General features: G+C 72.1%; 23 protein-coding genes, 1 tRNA gene and 1 other RNA gene. 8 read left to right on the top strand and 17 right to left on the bottom strand.

The genetic code is table 11. The features are described 5' to 3' along the window. Window positions 1-21: 21 nt before the first annotated feature. The 4 genes from IE237_RS27610 to IE237_RS27595 form a co-directional block, all read right to left on the bottom strand. Window positions 22-642, bottom strand: a complete 621-nt coding sequence (locus tag IE237_RS27610; protein ID WP_189804829.1) for an HhH-GPD-type base excision DNA repair protein — start codon at window positions 640-642, stop codon at window positions 22-24. Between the two features lie 42 nt (window positions 643-684). Then, a complete protein-coding gene (pip, locus tag IE237_RS27605; protein ID WP_189804828.1) occupies window positions 685-1620 on the bottom strand; it encodes a prolyl aminopeptidase in 936 nt (311 codons plus the stop codon). Between the two features lie 28 nt (window positions 1621-1648). Further along, on the bottom strand, window positions 1649-2218 hold the full coding sequence (locus IE237_RS27600; RefSeq protein WP_189804827.1) for an RBBP9/YdeN family alpha/beta hydrolase: 570 nt from the start codon (window positions 2216-2218) through the stop codon (window positions 1649-1651). Window positions 2219-2294: 76 nt separating this feature from the next. Then, window positions 2295-2933: a TetR/AcrR family transcriptional regulator gene (locus IE237_RS27595; protein WP_189804826.1), complete on the bottom strand. Its 639-nt coding sequence runs from the start codon at window positions 2931-2933 to the stop codon at window positions 2295-2297. A gap of 161 nt (window positions 2934-3094) precedes the next feature. Between IE237_RS27595 and wrbA the strand changes: the two genes are divergently transcribed. Then, entirely contained in the window at window positions 3095-3703 is a 609-nt protein-coding gene (gene wrbA / locus IE237_RS27590) for an NAD(P)H:quinone oxidoreductase (RefSeq protein WP_189804825.1), read from the top strand. Between the two features lie 61 nt (window positions 3704-3764). On the opposite strand, the gene IE237_RS27585 is transcribed toward wrbA, so the two are convergent. Next, entirely contained in the window at window positions 3765-4052 is a 288-nt protein-coding gene (locus tag IE237_RS27585) for a metal-sensitive transcriptional regulator (RefSeq protein WP_030685455.1), read from the bottom strand. 80 nt (window positions 4053-4132) lie between these two features. Then, on the bottom strand, window positions 4133-4765 hold the full coding sequence (locus tag IE237_RS27580) for a TetR/AcrR family transcriptional regulator (protein ID WP_189804824.1): 633 nt from the start codon (window positions 4763-4765) through the stop codon (window positions 4133-4135). 64 nt (window positions 4766-4829) lie between these two features. On the opposite strand from IE237_RS27580, the gene IE237_RS27575 reads away from it, so the two are divergent. Then, window positions 4830-6242, top strand: coding sequence for an MFS transporter (locus IE237_RS27575; RefSeq protein WP_189804823.1), 1413 nt, complete (start codon window positions 4830-4832; stop codon window positions 6240-6242). A gap of 2 nt (window positions 6243-6244) precedes the next feature. On the opposite strand, the gene IE237_RS27570 is transcribed toward IE237_RS27575, so the two are convergent. Further along, window positions 6245-6661 carry a YciI family protein gene (locus IE237_RS27570; protein WP_189804822.1) on the bottom strand — a complete coding sequence of 139 codons (417 nt, stop codon included), beginning with the start codon at window positions 6659-6661 and terminating at the stop codon, window positions 6245-6247. A gap of 133 nt (window positions 6662-6794) precedes the next feature. On the opposite strand from IE237_RS27570, the gene IE237_RS27565 reads away from it, so the two are divergent. Beyond that, the gene (locus IE237_RS27565; RefSeq protein ID WP_189804821.1) at window positions 6795-7424 is read left to right on the top strand and encodes a MarC family protein; all 630 of its coding nucleotides are present in this window, start codon (window positions 6795-6797) and stop codon (window positions 7422-7424) included. On the opposite strand, the gene IE237_RS27560 is transcribed toward IE237_RS27565, so the two are convergent. Continuing rightward, window positions 7418-8599 (bottom strand): winged helix DNA-binding domain-containing protein, encoded by a 1182-nt coding sequence (locus IE237_RS27560; protein WP_189804820.1) that lies wholly within the window; start codon window positions 8597-8599, stop codon window positions 7418-7420. The two genes, IE237_RS27565 and IE237_RS27560, sit on opposite strands and share 7 nt — an antisense overlap. A gap of 16 nt (window positions 8600-8615) precedes the next feature. Beyond that, window positions 8616-9449 (bottom strand): alpha/beta fold hydrolase, encoded by an 834-nt coding sequence (locus IE237_RS27555; RefSeq protein WP_189804819.1) that lies wholly within the window; start codon window positions 9447-9449, stop codon window positions 8616-8618. Window positions 9450-9611: 162 nt separating this feature from the next. Here IE237_RS27555 and IE237_RS27550 point away from each other — a divergent pair, with 162 nt between their 5' ends. After that, window positions 9612-10472 (top strand): helix-turn-helix transcriptional regulator, encoded by an 861-nt coding sequence (locus tag IE237_RS27550; protein ID WP_189804818.1) that lies wholly within the window; start codon window positions 9612-9614, stop codon window positions 10470-10472. Between the two features lie 102 nt (window positions 10473-10574). On the opposite strand, the gene IE237_RS27545 is transcribed toward IE237_RS27550, so the two are convergent. Genes IE237_RS27545 through IE237_RS27535 form a run of 3 tightly spaced genes read right to left on the bottom strand, consistent with a single transcriptional unit; the run spans window position 10575 to window position 13497 of the window. After that, complete coding sequence (locus tag IE237_RS27545) at window positions 10575-11633, bottom strand: aldo/keto reductase (RefSeq protein ID WP_189804817.1); 1059 nt, start codon at window positions 11631-11633, stop codon at window positions 10575-10577. Between the two features lie 9 nt (window positions 11634-11642). Continuing rightward, complete coding sequence (locus tag IE237_RS27540) at window positions 11643-12506, bottom strand: alpha/beta fold hydrolase (RefSeq protein ID WP_189804816.1); 864 nt, start codon at window positions 12504-12506, stop codon at window positions 11643-11645. 13 nt (window positions 12507-12519) lie between these two features. Continuing rightward, a complete protein-coding gene (locus IE237_RS27535; RefSeq protein ID WP_189804815.1) occupies window positions 12520-13497 on the bottom strand; it encodes an ArsR/SmtB family transcription factor in 978 nt (325 codons plus the stop codon). A gap of 86 nt (window positions 13498-13583) precedes the next feature. Here IE237_RS27535 and IE237_RS27530 point away from each other — a divergent pair, with 86 nt between their 5' ends. After that, window positions 13584-14795 carry an MFS transporter gene (locus IE237_RS27530; protein WP_189804814.1) on the top strand — a complete coding sequence of 404 codons (1212 nt, stop codon included), beginning with the start codon at window positions 13584-13586 and terminating at the stop codon, window positions 14793-14795. A 7-nt stretch (window positions 14796-14802) separates the two neighbouring features. Here the strand turns inward: IE237_RS27530 and IE237_RS27525 are convergent, their stop codons facing one another. From IE237_RS27525 to IE237_RS27510, 4 genes are all read right to left on the bottom strand, one after another. After that, window positions 14803-15012 (bottom strand): DUF4287 domain-containing protein, encoded by a 210-nt coding sequence (locus IE237_RS27525; RefSeq protein WP_189804813.1) that lies wholly within the window; start codon window positions 15010-15012, stop codon window positions 14803-14805. Between the two features lie 76 nt (window positions 15013-15088). Then, a complete protein-coding gene (locus IE237_RS27520) occupies window positions 15089-17344 on the bottom strand; it encodes an FtsX-like permease family protein (protein ID WP_189804812.1) in 2256 nt (751 codons plus the stop codon). After that, window positions 17341-18015: an ABC transporter ATP-binding protein gene (locus tag IE237_RS27515; RefSeq protein WP_189804811.1), complete on the bottom strand. Its 675-nt coding sequence runs from the start codon at window positions 18013-18015 to the stop codon at window positions 17341-17343. Before IE237_RS27515 ends, IE237_RS27520 begins: the two co-directional genes overlap by 4 nt. Before the next feature lie 65 nt (window positions 18016-18080). Continuing rightward, window positions 18081-18530, bottom strand: a complete 450-nt coding sequence (locus IE237_RS27510; protein WP_229842924.1) for a hypothetical protein — start codon at window positions 18528-18530, stop codon at window positions 18081-18083. Window positions 18531-18787: 257 nt separating this feature from the next. Between IE237_RS27510 and IE237_RS27505 the strand changes: the two genes are divergently transcribed. Further along, window positions 18788-19348: a hypothetical protein gene (locus tag IE237_RS27505; RefSeq protein WP_189804810.1), complete on the top strand. Its 561-nt coding sequence runs from the start codon at window positions 18788-18790 to the stop codon at window positions 19346-19348. 81 nt (window positions 19349-19429) lie between these two features. On the opposite strand, the gene IE237_RS27500 is transcribed toward IE237_RS27505, so the two are convergent. Beyond that, window positions 19430-19517 (bottom strand) — tRNA-Ser (locus IE237_RS27500). Between the two features lie 118 nt (window positions 19518-19635). Here IE237_RS27500 and ffs point away from each other — a divergent pair. Both ffs and IE237_RS27490 read left to right on the top strand, forming a co-directional pair. Continuing rightward, window positions 19636-19734: signal recognition particle sRNA small type (gene ffs, locus IE237_RS27495), an RNA gene on the top strand. A gap of 157 nt (window positions 19735-19891) precedes the next feature. Further along, window positions 19892-22012, top strand: coding sequence for a DNA polymerase III subunit gamma and tau (locus tag IE237_RS27490; protein WP_189804809.1), 2121 nt, complete (start codon window positions 19892-19894; stop codon window positions 22010-22012). Window positions 22013-22056 lie beyond the last annotated feature (44 nt).

The raw sequence follows: 22056 nt of genomic DNA, 5'->3' as shown, positions 1-22056 counted from the left end.
CAGGAATGAAATGTGGAATTATCAATTCCCGGTCCGTCCGCCCTCTTTCGCCGCCTTTGCGGCCTTGGCGGCCGCCTTCATCTCCTGCTTGTGCGCGCGCACCTTCGCCAGCGACTCCGGCCCCGTGATGTCGGCCGCCGAGCGGTGGCAGTTCTCCTCGCCGTACGGCCCGGCCGCCTCCCGCCAGCCCTCGGGCCGCACCCCGTACTGCTTGCCGAGCAGGGCCAGGAAGATCTGCGCCTTCTGCTTCCCGAAGCCGGGCAGCGCCTGGAGCCGCGCGAGCAGCTCCTTCCCGGTCGCCGCGTCCGCCCAGACGGCCTCGGCGTCGCCCCCGTACTCCTCGACGAGGAACTGGCACAGCTGCTGGATCCGGTGCGCCATCGAGCCGGGGTAGCGGTGCACGGCGGGCTTCTCGGAGAGCAGCGCGGCGAACTCCTCCGGGTCCCGGGCGGCGATCTCGTGCGCGTCGAGATCGTCCGCTCCGAGCCGCGAGGCGATCGTGTACGGGCCGGAGAACGCCCACTCCATCGGGACCTGCTGGTCGAGGAGCATGCCGACGAGCGCGGCGAGCGGCGACCGGCCGAGGAGCGCGTCGGCCTCCGGCTGCTGGGCGAGGTGGATCTCGGGGGCCTGGGGACTCATGGACCGATCATCACGTGCGCGCGGGGCGGCCGCCCGGTGGGTTCACCCCTTCGCGAACCGGTCGAGGGCCGTCAGGACGAGCCTCCCGGTCTCCTCGCCGCCCAGGTGCCCGGCCTTCTCCACCACGTGCAGCTCGGCGTCGGGCCAGGCCCGGGCCAGCTCCCAGGCGGTGGTGAGCGGCCCGCCCATGTCGAGCCGGCCGTGGATCAGGACGCCGGGGATGCCGGCGAGCCGGTGCGCGTCGCGGATCAGCGCGCCCTCCTCCAGGAAGGCGCCGTGCGCGAAGTAGTGCGCGCAGATCCGGACGAAGCCGAGCCGGGTGTCGTCGACCCGGTCCGTGTACGGGGTGCCCATGCCCTCCATGGAGAGCACCGCGTCCTCCCAGGCGCACCAGTCGGCCGCCGCCTTCTCCCGTACGGCCCGGTCGGGGTGGTTCATCCGGGCGGCGTACGCCCCGACGAGGTCCGCCGCGTGGTCCGCCCCCGCCCGGAAGCGCTCGTGGGCCTCGGGGAAGAAGCGGCCGACGCCCTCGTACAGCCAGGCGGTCTCGGAGCGGCGGGTGGTCGTGACGGCCGCGATCACGATCTCCGAGACGCGCTCGGGGTGCGCCTCCGCGTACGCCAGGATCAGCGTGGACCCCCAGGACCCGCCGTACAGCAGCCACTGCTCGATCCCGAGGTGCTCGCGCAGCCGCTCCATGTCGGCCACCAGGTGCGCCGTGGTGTTCACGGCCATGTCGGCGGCCGGGTCGCTCGCGTGCGGCGTGGAGCGCCCGCAGCCCCGCTGGTCGAAGAGGACGATCCGGTACGCCTCCGGGTCGAACCAGCGACGTGCGCGCGGGGACGAGCCGGAGCCCGGCCCGCCGTGCACGACGAGCGCGGGCCTGCCCTCCGGGTTCCCGGAGACCTCCCAGTGGATGCGGTTGCCGTCGCCCACGTCGAGCAGGCCCTGGTCGTACGGTGCGGTGATCGGATGCATCCGGCCGACGCTACCGGGCGCCCCGGCGCTACGGCGTGCCGTTTTCCCGCACCCGTACGGCCGGGTCCTCGCACCACTCCAGGAGCGAGGGCCACTCCCCGTACCCCGAGTCGGGGTTGAGGTGCTCGCCGCCCGGTACGAGGTCCAGGTCGAGGCCGAGCGGGATGCCGTAGTGCAGGTCGGCGCCCTCGGGGCAGTACGGGTCCCCGTCCCCGTACACGAGGCGCGCCTTGAGGTCCGCCTCCGTCAGGTCGAGCCCCTCGGCGAAGGCGGCGATCTCGGGGATCGAGGCGGTGACCTGCGGCGAGGGCGGGGCGACCAGGAGGACCCGGTCGGCGGCCGGACGCCGGTCCGCGGCGCGCAGCCACAGCAGCACCGACAGGCTGTGTGCGAGGACCACGAACTCGCCCTCGGCCGGGCGCTCCCCGTGCTCCTCCAGGGCGTCGAGCCACTCCTGGAGGACGGGTGCCTCCGGCGCGGGCAGCTGGGGGTAGCGGACCTCGTGGCCGCGCTCGCGCAGCTGCCCGGCGAGCCAGTGCTGCCAGTGGGCGGGGGGCCGGCGGTTCTGGAAGCCGTGCAGGATCAGGTACGTGGTCATGGCGTGATCCTGCGACGGCGGAGGCCGCCGGTCCACCACCGTCCACGGAACGGTCGGGGTTCTTCCCCGGCCGGGGTCAGGCCCGCAGCGTCAGGAGCTCCCGCACACCGGCCTTGAGGCGGTCGGAGGAGAGCTGCTGTTCGACCGTCAGATGGTGCATGACGTCGGGCGAGAACGGCGCGAGCGCCAGGTGCGCGAGGAGGGTGCTGTCGCTGCCCGGCCTGAGCTGTCCGATGAGCAGCGCCATGTGCGTGTGCATCACCCGGTAGGCGCCGCTGTGGTAGCGGGCGCGGGGCGCGGCGGAGTGCGCCGCGAGCAGCAGCGCGCGCTGTGCGCCGACCCGGTCGACGAGCGCGTCGAGGAAGGCGTCGAGCCGTTCGGCGGCCGGGGCGCCGGGGCCCAGCGGGGGAGGGCCGCTCATGTACGCCTCCTGGAACTGGCGCTCGCGGTCGTCGAGGAGCGCCCACAGGAGCTGGGAGACGTCGCCGAAGCGGCGGTAGACGGTGCCGACGCCGATGCCGCTGGCGTGGGCGACCTGGTTCATGGTGACGGCGTCGGGGCCGTCCTCGGCGACGATCCGGGCGGCCGCGTCGAGGATCCGGCGCCGGTTGCGGGCCGCGTCGGCGCGCTCGGGTGCGGGGGAGTCGACGGTGGGGAGCAGGCTGAGTACCGGCGCCGCCGTCCTGTCTCCGGCCTGCGGGTTCTCCGTGCTCATGTGTCGACTCCTGTTCCCTGAGCCCCGTTCCCCCTCGGTCGCTTCCTGAAGTGAGCATACCCGCTCCCCTTGCGAACCGGATAGCAATCCGCTTAACTCGGAATCACGGAAGCGGAAAACGATCCGCTTCGCTCGTGGAGTCCGGCTGAGGAGAGTCCGCCATGTCCGTCAAGGTCGCCGTCATCTACTACTCGGCCACGGGAGCCGTCCACCAGCTCGCCCAGGCCCTCGCCGAGGGCGCCGAGAAGGCGGGCGCCGAGGTGCGCCTGCGCCGGGTCCCGGAGCTCGCCCCCGACGCCGCCATCGACGCGAACCCGGCCTGGCGCGCCCATGTGGACGCCACCGGTGACGTGGAGGTCGCCACGCTGGAGGACCTGGAGTGGGCGGACGCGTACGCGCTCGGCTCCCCGACCCGCTTCGGCAACGTGGCCGCGCAGCTCAAGCAGTACGTCGACACCACGGGCGGGCTCTGGCAGCGGGGCGTCATGGCCGACAAGCCGGCGACCGCCTTCACCAGCGCCCACAACGTCCACGGCGGCAACGAGTCGACGCTGCTCGCGCTCTACAACACCTTCCACCACTGGGGCTCGGTCATCGTCTCGCCCGGCTTCACGGACCCGGCGGTGTACGCGGCCGGCGGCAACCCGTACGGCACCGCCCACCCCGGCGCCAACGGCGCCCCGGGCGAGGAGGTCCTCCAGGCGGCCCGCTACCAGGGGCAGCGCCTGACCCGCATCGCGAAGCGCCTGAAGGGCCTGGCGGACGACTGACGGCGATACGGAAGCACCCCCGGGGCGGCGGCCCCGGGGGTGCTTCCTCGTTTCCGTGTTCCTACGCGAGCGACAGGAAGAGCTTCTCCAGGCGGGCCCGCATCGCCTCGGGGTCCTCGCCGTTCTTGCGGCCGCCCTCGATGTCGGTCAGGCACTGCTGGAGCCCGGTCGCGATGATCGCGAACCCGGCCCGGTCGAGGGCGCGGGAGGCGGCGGCCAGCTGGGTGACGACCTCCTCGCAGTCGCGGCCCTCCTCGATCATCCGGATCACGCCGGAGATCTGGCCCTGGGCCCGGCGCAGACGGTTCAGGACCGCCTTGAGCTCGGCGCCCGCGAGATCGAGTTCCACAGTGACTCCTCCACAGATACCCCAGGGGGTAAATCTACTCCCCGGCCCGGGGTGACGTCGAAGACCAAGGATGGCACCTGTCAGGGCGTGTAGCGGCGCAGGAACATCTCGACCCCGTCGACGACGAGCCGCTCGCCCAGCTCGTCGGTGAGCTCCGTCCCGTACTGCTCGAACACCATCTGCGGGAAGACGAGCAGCGAGTACAGCTGGAGGACCGCGACCTCCAGGTCCGGGATCGCGAGCCGCCCCCGGTCGGCGAGGGTGCGCAGGGCGTCCGCGACGGCGGGGTGGTGGCCGGCCGGGCCGTGCGCGCGCCAGGCGCGGCCCAGCTCGGGGAAGCGGTGGAGCTCGGTGGCGACGAGCGTGCGCAGCGCGCGGCCCTCCTCGTCGGCGCGCACGGCCCGCGCCCAGGCGCGCCCGGCCTCGGTGAGGGCGGCGCGCAGATCCTCGGCGTCGGCCAGCCGGGAGAGGTCGGGGCCGTCGGCGTCCCCGTGCAGCGGCTCGTCGAGGGCGCCGGCGACGACGGCGGTGAAGAGGGCTTCCTTGCTGCCGAAGTGGTTGTAGACGGTGACCTTGGAGACGCCCGCCTCGGCGGCGATGGCGTCCATGCCGACGCCGAAGCCCTCGCGGAGGAAGAGATCGCGGGCGGCCCGCACGACGGCCTGGCGCTTGCGGGCGGCGCGGGGGCCGGTGGGGGCGGGCTTGGGATCCATGCCGGGAGCGTACCAAGGGAACTGTACTCTTGAGTTCAACTGTACTGTGCCGTACAGTTCAGTTATGCCCACCCACACCGCCGTACCCACCCCTGCCCGCGTACACCCGCGCCGCTGGACGGCCCTCGCGCTGATCTGCGCGGCCCAGTTCATGCTGATCCTCGACGTCACCGTCGTGAACGTCGCCCTGCCCGCCGTCGCCGCCGACCTCGACCTCGGTCGTACCGCCCTGACCTGGGTCGTCACCGCGTACACCCTCTGCTTCGGCGGGCTGATGCTCCTCGGCGGACGGCTCGCCGACGCCCTCGGCGCCCGCCGGGTCCTCCTCAGCGGACTCGCCCTCTTCACCGCCGCCTCGCTGGCCTGCGGCCTCGCGCCCAACGCCGCCGTCCTGCTCTCCGGGCGCGCCGCCCAGGGCATCGGCGCCGCCCTCCTCTCCCCGGCGGCACTCGCCCTCGTCACGACGACCTTCCACGGCGCGGAACGCGCCAAGGCCCTCGGCGTCTGGGCGGCGATCGGCGGCACCGGCTCCGCCGTCGGCGTCCTCCTCGGCGGCGCCCTCACGGCCGGACCGGGCTGGCCCTGGATCTTCCACGTGAACGTCCCGACGGGCCTGGCGCTGCTGGCCGTACTCCCGAAAGTCCTGCCCAGGGACACGGTCACGCGGGGAGCCGGGCATCTGGACGTCCCCGGCGCCCTCCTCGTCACCACGGCCACCGGCGCCCTCGTGTACGGCCTGGTCCGGACGGGCGACCACGGCTGGACGTCGGCCGGGACCCTGCTGCCGCTCCTGGGCGCGGTCGCGCTCTACGCGGCGTTCGCGGCGACCGAGCGCAGGACCCGTACCCCGCTCATGGACCTGCGGATGCTGACCCGGCGGCCCGTCGTCGCGGGCTCCCTGCTCATGCTGGTCGCGACGGCGCTCCTGATCTCGTTCTTCTTCCTGGGCTCACTGCGGCTCCAGCGGGTCCACGGCCTGGACGCCTTCCGCACCGGACTCCTCTTCCTCCCGGTCGCGCTCACCACGGCGACCGGCGCGCACCTCGGCTCGCGCCTGGTCACCACGGCCGGCCCGCGCGCCTGCGCCACCGGCGGCATGGCCCTGGCGGCCGCGGGCTGCCTGCCCCTCGCCCTCGTGAGCGCCACCGCCGACCCCTGGACCACCCTCCTGCCGGCCCTGGCCACGGCGGCCCTCGGCCTCGGCGCGGTCTTCGTCACCGCGACCACGACCGCCCTCGGCCTGATCCCCGCCCACGAGGCGGGCCTCGCCTCGGGCATCGTCAACACCTTCCACGAGCTCGGCGGCACCCTCGGCGTGGCCCTCGCCTCCACCCTCGCCCTGGGCGCGGGCGCGACGGGCTTCACCACCGCCTTCACCCTCTGCGCCCTCACGGCCGCCACCGCGGCCCTGACCGCCCCCCTCCTCGTCCCCCGCGGCAGGCCCCGCCCGACGGGCGGGGCACACGGGGCGCACTGAGGTCAGTCCTGGCTCGGGCCCGTCTCGTCGATCGGGCGGACGACCACCGGGTAGTCCGGGGAGCCGGGCGGGACCGGGCAGCGGGCGACCTGGGCGGCGATCTCCGTGACGCGCTCCAGGGAGGCGCAGTCGAGGACCCAGTAGCCGGCGAGGACCTCCTTCGTCTCGGCGTACGGGCCGTCGGTGACGAGCGGCTCGCCCTGGGCGTCCACCGTGACGAAGCGGGCCGTGGACGGGGCGGCGAGACCCTGGGCGTCGACCATCTCGCCGCGCGCGGACACCTCTTCGTTGATCGCGTTCATGTGGTCGAACATCGCCTTGAGCTGCGTCTTGTCCCAGGAGGGGCTCTGCGGGGAACCGTTGCCCACCATCGCCTCGTAGTCGGCCTGCGACCCCTGGACCATCACCAGGTACTTCATGACGTCCTCCTCGCTCGTTCTCTGCGGTTACTGCCTCTCGCAGCAGAGTCGGAGCCGGACCGCCGTTCTCGACACCGCGCGGACGGAATGCCGGAAACCGGGAGAAATCACTCGACCGCCCCATGATTCCGGTGTGAACGCATTCACCTTCTCCGCCGCCTTCATCGCCTTCTTCTCCGTCGTCGGGCCCCCGAAGGTGCTCCTCGCCTTCGGAGGCCTCGCCCAGGTCCACGACGACCGCCAGCTGCGGAACATCGCGCTCGTCTCCTCCGGCGCCGCCGTCCTCGTCGGCCTCGTCACCGGCATCACGGCACCCTGGCTGCTGAACGTCTTCCACATCAGCACCCCCGCCCTCCAGCTCGCCGGCGGCGTCATCTTCTTCATCTACGCCGTCGGTCTCGTCCTCGGCCTCCACCTCGGCTCCGACGCCGCCCACCAGGACGCCCCCGACCTGGTCAGCGGGGTGCGCGAACTCCTCATGCCGTACGTCGTGAGCCCGCTCGCCATGACCGCCGTCCTCATCGAGGCGGCCGAGCGCGACTCCTTCACCTGGCGCTCCACCGTCGTCGGCGCGTACGTGTCCGTCATCGCCCTCGACCTCGTCTGCGTCCTGCTCCTCACCCGGATCCTGCGCCGCACCCACCACGCCATGATCGAGCTCCTCGGCCGCCTCCTGGGCCTGCTGCTCGCCGCCGTCGGCGTCGATCTGGTCCTCGACGGCCTCTACGACCTGGGCGTCCCGGGCATCGAGGTCCGTCACTGACCGCCGCTGCTCAGCTCCTTCTCCAGCGGAGTCCGGAAGCGGGGCGTCACCCGCACGTCCCCCAGCCACTCCGCCAGCCGCGCCGCCTCCGCCCCGATCGCCCGCTCCGCCTCCGCGCCCGCGTCGCCGAGGAGCCGGTGGGCGACGGAGCCGTCCGGTCGCTGCGCCCAGCCGCCGACGATCCGGCCGTTCCACCACACCGTCGGCCCGACGTTCCCGCTCCGGTCGTACAGCGCCGCCCGGTGATCCCCGTCCAGATACCAGTCACGCCCCTGCCAGCCCATCGCCGTCGGGTCCAGCGCGGGCAGCAGCGCCGCCCACGGCTCCGGTTCCGGTACGGGACCGAGATCGTCCGGCAGGACGAAACCCGCCCCCCCGTCCACCGTCACCGGCACCGCCCCGACCGCCGCGAGCGCCTTGCGCACGTCCGTGACCTTCCACCCCGTCCACCACGTCAGATCCGCCTCGGTCGCCGGCCCGCACGCCCCGAGCCAGTGCCCCAGCAGCTCCGCCCGCGCCCCGGCCGGGTCCCGCTCGGGGTGGGCCTCGGCGAGCGCCCACCGGAAGCGGCTCGACGTCCACGTTCCCTGCGGCCGGCCCCGTACGATCCGGCCCTCCATGCCGAGCACCCGCAGCACCCGGCTCGCGACGGACTGCACCCCTTCCTGCCGCGTGCCCGGCCCGTACACGTACGTCGACCTCAACCTCGGTACGGCCTCGCCGAGTTCGGCCCCGGTCGCCTCTCCCCGGGCGCCCAGCTCGGCGAGGACCAGCCGCTCGGTCTCCGCGAGCCAGGCCTCGTCGAAGGAGCTGCCGGCCGCCAAGTGCCGGAGGAGCACGGTGCGTTCGCGGACCGCCGCCGGCCGGGTCGTCGAGGCCTGGACGGCTGCGGCGAGCGAGGTCGGGACGACGAAGACCGTGTGCCGCATGCCGTGCATCCGGACCAGCGCCCCGTCCTCGTACAGCGCCCGTTCCACCGCGCCGACCGGCCCCACGCCCTCGGCCAGCCGGGCCGCCACCGCGAGGAACACGCTCGCCGGATCCGTCCCGTGCAGCGCCACGAGCGCGCCCCCGACCTCCGCCGCCGACCTCGCCCGCGCGCTCCCGGCCAGCCGGTGCCGCACCCCGAGCCGGGCCCGGCGCTCCGCCGCGTCGATGAACCTCGTGTCTCCCATGCGCCCCATGATGGGTTCAGGCGACCGCCGAGCCGAGGAGATCCGCCGACTTCCGGCGCGCGGAGCCGAGGAACCCGGACACCGTGCTCACGAACTCGTCTTCCTTCTCGAAGAACAGCACGTGCCCGGCGTCGATCTCCGCGTACGAGCTGCCGCCGATCGCCGCGTGCAGCTCCCGGCTGTTCTCCACCGGCACCGTGGCGTCCTGCGTGGCGCCCACCACCAGCGTCCGGGCCGTGATCCGGGGCAGCAGCGCGCGGATGTCGACCGCCAGGTCGAGCTCCACGTGCCGCAGGGTGCCCGGCGTGGGAGGCATGTTCGGGATGAGCGCCTCGACGCCCTCACGGCCGATCGCGTTCAGGAAGCCGCGGCTGAACCCGGTCATCGTCACGCTCCGGCCGAAGCCCGCCGGGTCGAACTCGCCCAGCCGCTGCCACAGCGTGAACAGGTTCCGCATGTACTCGTCGCCGTCGGTGTACGCCCACCCCGCCACCAGCACCAGCCGCTCGACCAGGTCCGGGCGCAGAGCGGCGACGACCGCGGACACCGGGGCCCCCATCGAGAAGCCGAGCAGATCGACCGGGCCGAGACCCGCGTCCTCGATCACCGCCACGACCTGCGCGGCGAGCGTCTCCACGGTCAGCGGGCCGCCGTCGTCGACGGTCCGGTCGCCGCCCGACAGGTCCAGGGTGATCACCCGGCGGTCACCGGTGAAACGCGGCGCGGTCTGCCCCCAGTTGACGGCGGCACCACCGGAACCGGTGCCGTGGACCAGGAGGAGGGCGGGCCCGTCGCCCGAGCCTTCGACGGCGTAGTGGACGCGGGCGGTGCCGACGGTGACGGTGGCCATGATCTGCTCCTGAGGAACGAGGCGGTGAGGTCCACCGGAGTTCCTGGCGGAACCGCTCGGTGGCTGACACCGAGGACTCTGCCGACCGCGGGAAGCACCCGGGAGAGCCCTCCCGACCCTGGGACCGCCGATCCCTGGATACGGCCGCCCGCACCCGGCACCATGATCCGCATGACGATCGACCGCCGTGAACTCGCCGACTTCCTGCGCCGCTCCCGCGAGCGGGTCCGCCCCCAGGACGCGGGCCTCCCGGCCGGACCCCGCCGCCGCACCCCGGGACTGCGTCGCGAGGAGGTCGCCCAGCTCGCCGGCATGTCCGCCGACTACTACATCCGCCTGGAGCAGGCCCGCGGCCCGCAGCCCTCGACGCAGATGCTCGCCGCCCTCGCCCGCGCACTGCGCCTCGACACCGACGAGCGCGACCACCTCCACCTCCTCGCCGGGCACCGCCCGCCGGCCGGCGCCGCGGCCGGGGACCACGTCGCACCCGGCCTGCTCCACCTGCTCGACCAGCTGGAGACGACCCCCGCGCAGGTCCTGAGCGACCTCGGGGACGTCCTCGCGCAGAACGCCATGGCCCAGTCCCTGCTCGGCGGGGTGTGCTCGGTGTCGGAGCACGGACGGAACGTGGTGTGGCGCTGGTTCGCCGACCCGGCGGCCCGCACGGCGTACCCGGCCGAGGAGCACGCGTACTACAGCCGCCTCCACGTCGCCGACCTGCGCGCGGCCGTCGGCCGCCGCTCCGGCGACCCGGCCGCCACCCGGCTGGTGGAGCGTCTGCGCGGGGCGAGCGAGGAGTTCACGGAGCTGTGGGAGCGGCACGAGGTGGCGGTCCGCCGGCACAGCCGGATGCGGGTCGCGCACCCGGTGATCGGCGCTGTCGACCTGGACTGCCAGGTGCTGCTCGCCCCGGAGGGCGAACAGCGCCTCGTCCTCTACACCCCGCCGCCGGGCACGGACGCGGGGGAGCGCCTGGCGCTGCTCAGGGTGGTGGGCACGGAACAGTTCACACCGGCGACGTGACCGACCGGCGGGCCTTCCGCCCGTCGAGGGCCTGGTGAGCCACCGGCGGGCGCGCTCGCTGCCGGCCCGGTGACCCACCCACGGGCCCGTCGGCTCCGTGACCTACCCGGCCGCCCGCTCGCCCAGCGGTCGCCGCCGCAGGGACGGGTCGGTGAGGGCGGGCGGCCGCCAGACGCCGTCCGGCTGGTAGAGGTTGGTCCCCGGCGGCACGATCGCGTCGATGCGGTCGAGGGCCTCGTCGGTGAGGACGACCGGCGCGCCCTTCAGCAGCCCCTCCAGCTGCTCCATGGTCCGGGGCCCGATGATCACGGACGTCACCGCCGGGTGCGCGGCGGCGAAGGCGATCGCCAGCTCGGGCAGGGAGCACCCGATGTCGTCCGCGAGCGCGACGAACTCCTCGACGGCGTCGAGCTTGGCGGCGTTCACGGGCAGCGTGGGGTCGAAGCGGTGCGGGGTGAGCGCGGGCCGCCCGCTGGTCAGGTCGATCGGCTGCCCCCTGCGGTACTTGCCGGTGAGGAAGCCGGACGCGAGCGGGCTCCAGGTCAGCACGCCCATCCCGTACTTCTGGGCGGTGGGCAGCACGTTCGCCTCGACGCCGCGCGCGAGCAGCGAGTACGGCGGCTGCTCGGAGCGGAACCGGCGCAGCCCGCGCCGCTCGGCGACGGCGTGCGCCTCGGCGATCTCCTCGGCGGGGAAGGTGGAGCAGCCGAACGCCCGGATCTTCCCCTGGGCGACGAGGTCGCCGAGGACGTCGAGGGTCTCCTCGATGTCCGTCCGGTGGTCGGGCCGGTGGACCTGGTACAGATCGATCCAGTCGGTACCGAGCCGCTTGAGGCTGTTCTCGACGGCGAGGGTGATCCAGCGCCGTGAGCTTCCGCCCCGGTTGGGGCCCTCGCCGCCCATCGGGAAGTACACCTTGGTGGCGAGGACGGTCGCCTCACGGCGCCGGGAGTCGCGCAGCGCCTTGCCGACGATCTCCTCGGACTCGCCGGCCGAGTACATGTCGGCCGTGTCCACGAAGTTGATGCCCTGGTCGAGGGCGGCATGGATGATCCGTACGGACTCCTGATGGTCCGGATTTCCGACCGCCCCGAACATCATGGTGCCGAGGCAGTAGGTGCTGACGTCGATCCCGGTCCCGCCGAGTATCCGATAGCGCATGCGCGCACTCTAGGAAGTGGAGTGCACTCCAGGGCAAGGGTTTCGAAGCCCTTCCCGCCGGACGAGGTCGAGAATCGCCTCACCCAGCACGGCGGGCCGCTCCAGGTGCACGTCGTGCCCGGCGCCGGGCAGGCTCACGCCGTGGAGCGAGGGTCGCAGCCGGACCATCTCCGCGTACTCGTCGCCCCCGATGATCCCGTTCTCCCCGAGGACCGCGAGCCCGGGGCAGTCGACGGCCGCCCACTCCTCCCAGAAGGCCCGGCGGGAGTTCTCGTCGAGGGAACGGACCATGACCTCGGGGTCGAACCGGGGCCAGAACCCGCCGTCGCGCTCCTCGAGGCCGCCGGCCCACCCCTCCCCGACGGCCCGGTTCCCGTCCCCGAGGTAGGCGACGGCCGCCTCCCGCGAGGGGAACGGCACCGGCCAGGCCCGCAGCAGGTCCCCGATCTGCTCGGCCACATCGGGCTCCGCGCGGCCGGGCCCGGCCTCGACGAGGACGAGCGCGCGCGGAAGGCCGGGATGGGCGGCGGCGGTGAGGAGCGCGGTGTGCCCGCCGAGGGACTGCCCCACCAACAGGGGCCGCTCGAGCCCGAGTTCCTCGACGACGGCGACGACATCGGCGACGTACGCGGCGCGGGAGACGTCCGCGGGCCGGCGCTCGCTGGAGCCGTGCCCGCGCTGGTCGAGGGCGACGACCCGGTGGCCGGCGTCGCGGAGCAGCCGGGCGACGCCGTCCCACTCTCCGGAGTGCCCGGCGAGCCCGTGGAGGAGGAGTGTGTCGGGCCCGGAGCCGCCCTGGTCGCCCCAGTCGCGACAGGAGAGCCGTACACCGTCCCGTACGAGGGTCCGCTCGGTCCAGGAGGAAGAAGTCACGGCTCATCCTCCCTCACGGATGCAGCAGTTGATCGGCGACGGCGGTCCGGGCGTAGAGGACGGAGCGGCCGCTGCGGTGGGCGGTGACGAGGCCGGCGTTCCGGAGGGCGATGAGGTGCTGGGAGACGCCGGCGGCGGACATGCCGCAGTGGGTGGCGAGCTGGGTGGTGGAGGCGGGGGTGTCGAGCTCGGTGAGGAGCAGGGTGCGGGAGCGGCCGAGGACGGCGGCGACGGCGTCCGTGGCGTCGGCGGTACGGGGTTCCCAGACGCTCCCGAAACCGCGGGCCGGGTAGGCGAGCTGGGGAGGATCGGGGTGGACGGAGCGGGTGAGGACCCTCGGCCAGGCGAAGACGGAGGGGATCAGCAGCAGCCCGGAGCCGGCCTGGTCGCGGGTGAGCGCGCAGTGCCGCCGTACGAGCCGCAGGGTGCCGTCGTCCCACCGTACGGTCTCGTGGAGCTCGCCCAGGACCCGCGCCGAACCGTGCTCGGCGACCTGCCGCGCCCGGTGGAAGACATCGGCCTCCAGGACCTTCTGGATGCGGGCCCAGTAGGGGGCGAGGGCGAGCTCCCAGTACGTCTCGATCTCGTCGGCGACCTTGGGGAGGACGGCCGCGGGGTCCTCGCGCAGCGCCTGGAGCCGGGACCGGTCGACCCCCTTCTGCTCCAGGGTGTCGAGGTCGGCGCGCACATCCGCGGGGGCGGCGCGGCGGATGGCGTCGAGCTCGGCGCCGAGGGTGGGGAAGGGCCCGGCGGGGGTGGGGTTGAGGAAGTCGGCGAGGTATCCGAGGCCCGGGACGAGGGCCGCGAGCCAGCCGCGGTCGAGCCCGGCGCGGACGATCCTGGGCCGCACCTGGGCGGCCCAGCGGCCGTGCGGGGCGGAGTCGGGCTGGTGGGCGACGATGCGGTAGCTGGTGACGACCTCCCACATGGGGGAGACGGCGAACCGGGTCTGGGCGAGATCGGCGGCGGAGAAACTGAGGCCGGCTTCCATGCGTCCCACGTCCTGGAGTTGGCGGATGGATTCGGCCTGAGCTTAATGAATGGAGCGGGGCGGGCAGAGAAAAGCAAGATCCCCCCATGCCTCCTTCGACCCGCACCACCACCCCCTCCGCGTTCCGTGACCTTCCGTCCGCGGTCTGGACGATCTTCGCGGGAACGATCGTCAACCGCCTCGGCTACCTCGTCACGCCGTTCCTGGTCTTCTTCCTGGCCTCGCGGGGAGTGACGGGCGGGGACACCTCGTACGTGCTCGGCGCGCTCGGCGCGGGCAACCTGATCGGCCCCGCCGTGGGCGGCGTCCTCGCCGACCGCATCGGCCGCCGCCCCACGATGCTGATCGGCCTGATCGGCGCGGCGGCGGCACAGGGCGCCCTCTTCCTGGCCCCGGGCGTGTGGACGATGGCCGCGGCGGCGCTGCTGATCAGCGCGGCCGGCAGCACGGTCTCCCCGGCGGCGTTCGCCCTGCTGGCCGACGCCGTCGACAGCGAACGGCGCCGGCGCGCGTACGCCCTCTTCGGCTGGGGCGTGAACATCGGCACCGCGGTGGCGGGAGTCCTGGGCGGCTACCTGGCGGCCCAGGGGTACTGGCTGCTGTTCGCGGTGGACGCGGGCTCGATGCTGCTGTACGCGCTGGTGGTGACGGTCCGCCTCAAGGAGCCGAAGCGTGAGGCCTCGCAGCGGCGGAAGGACGGAATCGGCTACGGAGTGGTGTTCCGCGACCGCCTGGCCCTGCTCCTGCTCCCGCTCTTCGGCGTCCAGCTCTTCGTGTACTCGCTGACCGAGGTGGCGCTCCCGCTCGCCGTCCGCGACAGCGGCCTCTCGCCGGCGGTGTACGGGGCGATGGCGGCCGTCAACGCGGTCATGGTGGTCGCCCTCCAGCCCTTCGCGACCGCCTGGCTGGCCCGGGTCCCGCAGCTCGTGGTGCAGAGCGCGGGCAGCGCGCTGATCGCGGTGGGCGTCGCGCTCACCGGCCTCGCCGACAGCGTCGCCGGCTACACGGTGTCGGTCGTCGTCTGGTCGCTCGGCGAGGTCGTCGTCGCGGGCATCGCGGCCGGCGTCTTCGCCAACCTCGCCCCGGAGCACGCCCGCGGCCGCTACCAGGGCGCCTTCAGCTGGACCTGGGGCATGGCCCGCTTCGCGGCGCTGACGCTCGGAGTGACGGTGTACACGGCCGTGACCCCGGCGACCCTGTGGTGGACGGCACTGGTGGCGGGCACGGCCACGGCGGCGGCGACCCTGACCCTGAAGGCCCGCATCGAGCGCCGCGCGGCACACGACCTGGCGGCCTGAGGGTGAACTACTTCCCTCCGGCGAGCACATGGGCCACGAGCGCGTTCGCGTGCCCGTGGCCCAGCCCGTGCTCGGCCTTCAGCCAGGAGACGAGCTCCATGTGCTTGGTGAGCGGCGAGTCCCGGATGACCTCGAACCACTCGGAGACGGGCCGCCCGTACTTCTTCTCGATGGAGGGGAAGTAGCTGGCGGGACCCTTGACGACGTTCTCGGACACGGCGATCTCCTCGCTGACGATGGGCGACTGGAGGGAGGACCCCCCTCCCTCCGGAATCTAATCGCTCACTCGCCGCTCAATCCCGCCGAATGTGCTCCGGATCGATGTGCCGCCGCACCATGGGCACGGAGGCGACCGCGGCGGCGAGCATGACCCCCAGCGCACAGGCGAACACCAGCGGCAGCCCTTCCCAGTCCCAGTGCACCGCACCACCCCCGGTGATCAGGTAACTGGACTCGGCGAGCCACCCGGCCACGATCGCCGCCCCGAGCCCCACCACCAGCGGCAACAACACCTGCACGACCTGCACCACCCGCAACGTCCCGGCCCGAGCCCCCAACAACCCGAGCGCGGCAACCTGCCCCCGCCGCTCCATGGCCCGATCGGCCACGGACACGACGAACGCGGCAACCCCGATGACCAGCCCGAGCACCATCCCGACGACGAGCAGACTCCGAATGACGGTCAACTGAGCGAGCGAGTCGATGACGATCCCGACGGGCTCGACGGACGCGGTGGGAGCAACGGCCCCAATGCCATCGAGAACGGACCGGACGGTATCGGGGTCGGATGGACTGGCGAGTACGAGGCGGGCGCCTGCGAGCTGCGTTCCTGGGGGAAGGAGCGAGGGGGGAATGAGCAGGCTTGGACCGGCGAACTCTGAAGGCTGGTAGGCCCGAACCGTCACAGCGTCTAGAGGCACGGTTGCCTTCAGTTTCCGCCCATCGTTGAGCAGGAACGTGAAGTTGCTACCGAGGCGAGCATCCTCATCAAAGGGGAACGTCGGATCCTCAATCCTCAGCACCCTGTTGTCAGCGCATCCGTGCTCTGTCTCGGTGAAGGCTGCCAACTGAGCACACGTAGCCACGATGCCTTGGATCCTGGGTAGGTTCTCCTCCGTGTCAGCCGCCCATGACTCGGCGATCAACCCGTGGGCTCGTACTCCACTCAACGCGGACATCTGTGTCTGCTGCTGTGCACTCAGCTGTGACATTGGAAGGCTGTACTCCTGGACGGGAGCTGTCCGTCGACTGACCTGATCTAGTTCGATGAGTACCCCCTGTGTCAGTGAGGCACCGAACACCAGCAGAACCAGACCGGTGACGACCCGAATCGCGCTTCCGGGATCGACTTCCGTGCGTCGCATAGCCAGTGCCAGAGGTAGAGACTTCGATGATGCTGCCAGGCGTCGTGAGAGCCAGGACGTGATCGGAGCTAGACCCAGGACAAGCCCCGCCCCAGTCATCAGTACGGCGCCGGGAACCAGCACAGCACTGGCTGATCCGCCTGACGGGTCCCGTCCCATTGCGCTGAGCAAGCAGTAGCTGCTGATGACCCCGAGCCCAGGGACCAGCAAAAAAGCCCCGTACTTTCTCGGAGGCCTACTCTCCCCGGTGCGGCGCACGCTGATCGGTGACTGGGCTGCCCGCCGAGCGCTGAACTGCCCGACGACCCACGCGAGGGCCGGACACCCCAGAAGGCATACAGCGATGGTGGCCCCCTCGGGCCGGCCATCGGCTGGATACCAGTGCAGTCCTGGCAATCCGACCCGGGCCATGACTTCGTTGACTCCGAGATAGACGATGAGCCCGATCACGGCGCCGACGCAAGCGGCGACCACGGTCTCTCCAGCGTTGACCCTCAACGTGTCTTTCACGCTGAGTCCGACGAGCCGAAGCGCTGCGAGTCGACGTGCGCGGGATTCTCCCGAGAGCCGTGCGCAGACGGACAGGAAGATGACGAGAGGAAGCAGCACGACGCAGCCAAGAGTGAACCGCAGGATGTCCAGGGTGGAGGGTTCAAGGAGCTCGTGCTGCGCGTACTTAGTTCCGAAGTGACCAAGCGACGCCGACTCAGTCAGCTCATCAGGACTGGTGCCGATGTAGGCGTACAGGTCATCAGGCCCCCCGAGACCTGCCGGGGCGATTGTGCCGATCACACGGCCAGGAACCAACCCCGCAGCGCGGGGGTTGGCCGCCAAGATCGCGCCCAGTCTCGGCGAAACGATGGCCTCACCTGCACCGGGGAGCTTCTTGACCCCCGGGGGCACAGGCAGCGGTCCAGGACCCGTGCGAGCGATGAAGATCCGCCGTAGTGGACGCGAGCCGTACGGGTCCAGAAATTCCTTATAGACGGCATTGTTGCTCTTGCCCGGTTGCACCGAGCGGCTTGTCACTCGGGCATCGTAGGCCGCGACGATCGTCGGAATCGTGAGGGCGGCGGCCAGACAAGAAACCCCGAGTGCGGACCCGAGCGCCATCAGGAGAAGGCGAGCCCGCGCCCTGCGCCCGCTGCCCCACAGCAGGCGCAGGCCGAGGGCGAACGCCTTCACGCTGCCACCCGTTGGGCCAGTACACCGTCCGACATCGTGTACTGGGTATCGGCCCTTGCCGCTACATCGGTATCGTGCGTCACGATGACTACGGCTGTGTTCTGCCTTCGCGCCAGCTGTAGGAATTCGTCCAATACAGCGGCCGCGTTAGCGCTGTCGAGCGCCCCGGTCGGCTCGTCGGCGAACACCACGTCCGGCCGGTGGACCAGGGCCCGTGCAACTGCCACACGCTGACTCTGGCCACCTGACAGCTTTGACGTCCTGCGCCGTAGTAAGTCGCCCATCCCGAGCCGTCCCAGGACCTGGCCGGCCATGGCATGGGCGTGAGACTTGCTGATCCCGGCGAGCCGGAGAGGCAGCGCGGCATTCTCCTCGACGGTCAGTTCCGGCAGCAGTTCCCCGTACTGGAAGACGAAGCCCAGGCGGGTACGGCGCAACGCACTGAGTTCCCCGTCAGGGAGGGACGAGAGCTGTTCTCCGTCGAAGGTCACCGTGCCGTTGGAAGGCGGTAGAACGCCGGCGAGGCAGTACAGCAGGGACGACTTGCCCGACCCGCTACTGCCCATGATGGCGGCCACTTCGCCGCGCTTGAGCGTGAAATCGGCACCGAATACTGCCTGTTGGGTGCCGTAGAAGAGATCCACGCCCTCGGCGCGGAGGATGACATCCATCGTGGTGCGCACTCCTGTGGGGCGGGATGCGCCGAGAGCGCATCCCGCAGAGATCGGCTGCCCTGCTAACGCTTGAAGTGCTTCGTGGGCGAGCAGTTGTCCGGGTGCAGGGAACCGCGGTTCTGGCACACGCGTACATCTGCCGTGCTCGTGTACCGAGTGGCGCCGTCGTGGACGAGCTTGTCGATCCAGACGGACTTCTTCTGTACGCCGTCGAAGCGATTCCACCCGTAACCGTGCACCTTCACCTGCAGATACACGTTGTGGTTGTCGTCCAGGCTGGCGTCACGCAGCTTGCCCTTGATGTGGAACGCGCCCTGGTGATGCTCTACCGGCTCCCACTTGTACCTGGCATCCGTGAATTGCGCTCCGTTCGTCCTGAAGATCGCTACCTCATGCCACGAATCGGCCGCCGCCGCCCCCATCCCCGCGAAGAACAGCCCCGCAGCCACTGCCGCCGTTGCCAACTTCCTCATCGATATCCCCTGGTTGAAGTGATGGTGCCGACTGGTCATCACAGAAAGTATCGGCATCACTACAGACAGGATGGAGAAGGAACGTCCCTCCCGCAGATCACCCCCCGATCCGGTGAACGACCCCTTCCGGGTTGCTGCTCAGTCCTGCGGGCCACACCCGGGGGCCTTGCAAGGGGGAGCTCAGAGGGGTGACGCCTGCACGCCAGGGACCGAGGGCGCGTGGTGGGTCCTCCCCGTAGGGGTGATCACCGGTGCGCCTGCGTGAAGGGCGCTGGCTCAGTCCCGAGGATGCGCGCATGCGTCCTTCCCCTTCCTTGCTGAGCCGCGCCCTCGTCCCCTTCGTCGCCGCCGTCGCCCTGCTCGGCACCTCCGGCTCGGCCGTGGCCGGTGCCGTGGAGGCCTGTGGTTCCGTCATCACCGCCCCCCTCGCCCCGCCCGTCTCCGCCGACGACCCCTGTCCCAGCGCCGACCCCGTCGTGTGCCGGATCCGCGTCCTTCCGATGGACGAGAAGGTCGAGGCCCAGCGGACCCGGATGCGCTATCACGCCCTCCTGGAGGACATGCACCGCACCGAGGCGAACATGCGTGAGGCGGGCTTCACCGACGAGGAGATCGCCCGGGAGCTGGTCGACATGCGGAACCAGGCCAAGGAGATCACCCGCGCCGGCATGAGCCCCGAGGAGGTCCGCGTCCTGGAGGAGCGGAACATCGCCAAGTACGGCAACCCCCTCGGCCCCACCGCGGACCAGCTGTACGCCAAGTACGGCTCCTGGCAGCAGGTCATCGACGCCTCGATGCGCACCAGCTACGCCGTCGACCGTGAACTGAGCCTCGAGTACCGCCCCTGCCCCGTGTAGCGGATCAAGCAGAAGACGGCATACGTCGAAGGGCCCCACCGCGAACGGTGGGGCCCTTCGACAATGTGCCCGGTGAGGCACTGGCGGAGGATACGAGATTCGAACTCGTGAGGGGTTGCCCCCAACACGCTTTCCAAGCGTGCGCCCTAGGCCTCTAGGCGAATCCTCCGTGGAGAACATTACATGACCGGAGAGGGTGCTCGCGCACACGATTCAGGGCGGGGGTCCGGCGAAGGATGCAGGTCGGTGGGGATGGCCGGGGCGGGGCTCGGATCGGGTACGCTGGGCGCAGCCCCTCACGCGGTGCTATCTGACTGAACTCCCCCAGGGCCGGAAGGCAGCAAGGGTAGGTCGGCTCTGGCAGGTGCGTGGGGGGCGCTTGCGTTCCCGGACCCAGGTCGTGCCGGTCCCGGGCCCAAGCCCCGCCCGTCCCGCGCCCCGGCCGTGTCGGACCAAGCCCCGCCCGTCCCGCGCCCCGGCCGGGACATTCCCCCCGCTCCGGTTTTTCCCGGGTTGTCGGTGGGCGCCTATAACCTCGTACACGTGTCGTCTCTCGCGCTGTACCGCCGCTATCGCCCCGAGTCCTTCGCCGAGGTCATCGGGCAGGAGCATGTCACCGACCCGTTGCAGCAGGCCCTGCGGAACAACCGGGTCAATCACGCGTACCTGTTCAGCGGGCCGCGCGGGTGCGGAAAGACGACCAGCGCGCGCATCCTCGCCCGGTGCCTGAACTGTGAGCAGGGGCCGACGCCGACGCCCTGCGGCGAGTGCCAGTCCTGCCGGGACCTCGCGCGGAACGGGCCGGGGTCGATCGACGTCATCGAGATCGACGCCGCTTCGCACGGTGGTGTGGACGACGCCCGTGACCTGCGGGAGAAGGCCTTCTTCGGGCCCGCGTCCAGCCGGTACAAGATCTACATCATCGACGAGGCCCACATGGTCACCTCGGCGGGCTTCAACGCCCTCCTGAAGGTGGTCGAGGAGCCGCCGGAGCACCTCAAGTTCATCTTCGCGACGACCGAGCCCGAGAAGGTCATCGGGACCATCCGGTCCCGGACCCACCACTACCCCTTCCGGCTCGTGCCGCCGGGGACGCTCCGGGACTATCTCGGCGAGGTCTGCGGGCACGAGGGCATCCCCGTCGAGGACGGCGTGCTGCCGCTGGTCGTCCGCGCCGGCGCCGGATCCGTGCGTGACTCGATGTCCGTGATGGACCAGCTGCTCGCCGGCGCCGCCGACGACGGTGTGACGTATGCCATGGCGACCTCCCTCCTCGGTTATACGGACGGGTCCCTGCTCGACTCCGTCGTCGACGCGTTCGCGGCCGGGGACGGCGCCGCCGCGTTCGAGGTCGTCGACCGGGTCATCGAGGGCGGCAACGACCCGCGCCGGTTCGTCGCCGATCTGCTGGAGCGGCTGCGGGACCTCGTGATCCTCGCCGCCGTGCCCGACGCCGCCGAGAAGGGGCTCATCGACGCCCCCGTCGACGTCATCGAGCGCATGCAGGCGCAGGCGTCGGTGTTCGGGGCCGCCGAGCTCAGCCGGGCGGCCGATCTCGTGAACACCGGACTGACCGAGATGCGCGGCGCCACCTCGCCGCGGCTCCAGCTGGAGCTGATCTGCGCGCGCGTGCTGCTGCCCGCCGCCTTCGACGACGAGCGCTCCGTCCAGGCGCGCCTCGACCGGCTGGAGCGCGGCGCGGCCGCCGCGCCCGCGCCCGTCTTCACGCCGGGACCCCCGGCGCCCGCCATGGGGTACGTGCCCGGGCCCGAGGCCCACACGCCGATGGCCCCGCCCCCGCCTGCCCAGCAGCACGCCCCCGTCCAGCAGCCCGCCCCCGCGCCCCAGCCGCACGCGGCCCCGCAGCAGCCCGCTCCCGCTCCGGTGCAGGAGCAGCCCGCCGCGTCCCGGCCCGGTGCCTGGCCGGGTGCCGCCACCCCCGGTGGCGGTGCCCCCGGCGCCTGGCCCGGCGCGTCCGCGCCCGCGGCGCCCGCCGCCCCGGCCCCCGCGCCCGTACAGGCGCAGCCCGCGCCGCAGGCTCCCGCTCCGGCTTCGGCCGGTGGGGACACGGCCCAGGTGCGGAACCTGTGGCCGCAGATCCTCGACGCCGTGAAGAACCGGCGGCGTTTCACCTGGATCCTGCTCAGTCAGAACGCCCAGGTGGCCGGGTTCGACGGCACGACGCTCCAGCTCGGCTTCCTCAACGCCGGTGCCCGGGACAACTTCGCGAGCAGCGGCAGCGAGGAGGTCCTCAAGCAGGCCCTCGCCGAGCAGTTCAACGTGAACTGGAAGATCGAGGCGATCATCGATCCCTCGGGCGGCGCGTCGCCCCCGCCCGCCGCCACCGGCTTCGGAGGTTCCGGCGGCACCGGAGGCTTCGGCGGTGGCGGTGGAGGCGGCGGCCGGCCCGCCGCGCCCGCCTTCCAGCAGACCCCGCCCCCCGCTCCCGCACAGGCGCAGTCCGCTCCGGCGCCCGCCTTCCAGCAGGCCCCGCCGCCCGCGCCCGCTCCCGCGTACACGCCGCCGGCGCCGCAGCCGGTGGCGCCCGAGGACGACGTGCCGGAGGAGGACGATCCGGACCTCGTCGACTCGGCCCTCTCCGGGCACGACCTGATCGTGCGGGAGCTGGGAGCCACGGTTGTGGAGGAATACACGAACGAGTAGGGGCGTCTCGCTCGGTGGCCCGCACAAGGGGCATCCCGTCCCGC

The sequence above is a fragment of the Streptomyces tanashiensis genome (assembly GCF_014648895.1).
Lineage (GTDB): Bacteria > Actinomycetota > Actinomycetes > Streptomycetales > Streptomycetaceae > Streptomyces > Streptomyces tanashiensis.
The sequence above is the reverse complement of the archived record's forward strand: the minus strand, read 5'-3'. Positions and strand labels throughout refer to the sequence as shown.

Bases quoted from the DNA above. Each gene is read 5' to 3' on its own strand.
- IE237_RS27610 (WP_189804829.1), bottom strand. From the start codon at position 642: ATGAGTCCCCAGGCCCCCGAGATCCACCTCGCCCAGCAGCCGGAGGCC.
- pip (WP_189804828.1), bottom strand. From the start codon at position 1,620: ATGCATCCGATCACCGCACCGTACGACCAGGGCCTGCTCGACGTGGGC.
- IE237_RS27600 (WP_189804827.1), bottom strand. From the start codon at position 2,218: ATGACCACGTACCTGATCCTGCACGGCTTCCAGAACCGCCGGCCCCCC.
- IE237_RS27595 (WP_189804826.1), bottom strand. From the start codon at position 2,933: ATGAGCACGGAGAACCCGCAGGCCGGAGACAGGACGGCGGCGCCGGTA.
- wrbA (WP_189804825.1), top strand. From the start codon at position 3,095: ATGTCCGTCAAGGTCGCCGTCATCTACTACTCGGCCACGGGAGCCGTC.
- IE237_RS27580 (WP_189804824.1), bottom strand. From the start codon at position 4,765: ATGGATCCCAAGCCCGCCCCCACCGGCCCCCGCGCCGCCCGCAAGCGC.
- IE237_RS27575 (WP_189804823.1), top strand. From the start codon at position 4,830: ATGCCCACCCACACCGCCGTACCCACCCCTGCCCGCGTACACCCGCGC.
- IE237_RS27570 (WP_189804822.1), bottom strand. From the start codon at position 6,661: ATGAAGTACCTGGTGATGGTCCAGGGGTCGCAGGCCGACTACGAGGCG.
- IE237_RS27560 (WP_189804820.1), bottom strand. From the start codon at position 8,599: ATGGGAGACACGAGGTTCATCGACGCGGCGGAGCGCCGGGCCCGGCTC.
- IE237_RS27555 (WP_189804819.1), bottom strand. From the start codon at position 9,449: ATGGCCACCGTCACCGTCGGCACCGCCCGCGTCCACTACGCCGTCGAA.
- IE237_RS27550 (WP_189804818.1), top strand. From the start codon at position 9,612: ATGATCCGCATGACGATCGACCGCCGTGAACTCGCCGACTTCCTGCGC.
- IE237_RS27545 (WP_189804817.1), bottom strand. From the start codon at position 11,633: ATGCGCTATCGGATACTCGGCGGGACCGGGATCGACGTCAGCACCTAC.
- IE237_RS27535 (WP_189804815.1), bottom strand. From the start codon at position 13,497: ATGGAAGCCGGCCTCAGTTTCTCCGCCGCCGATCTCGCCCAGACCCGG.
- IE237_RS27530 (WP_189804814.1), top strand. From the start codon at position 13,584: ATGCCTCCTTCGACCCGCACCACCACCCCCTCCGCGTTCCGTGACCTT.
- IE237_RS27515 (WP_189804811.1), bottom strand. From the start codon at position 18,015: ATGGATGTCATCCTCCGCGCCGAGGGCGTGGATCTCTTCTACGGCACC.
- IE237_RS27510 (WP_229842924.1), bottom strand. From the start codon at position 18,530: ATGACCAGTCGGCACCATCACTTCAACCAGGGGATATCGATGAGGAAG.
- IE237_RS27505 (WP_189804810.1), top strand. From the start codon at position 18,788: ATGCGTCCTTCCCCTTCCTTGCTGAGCCGCGCCCTCGTCCCCTTCGTC.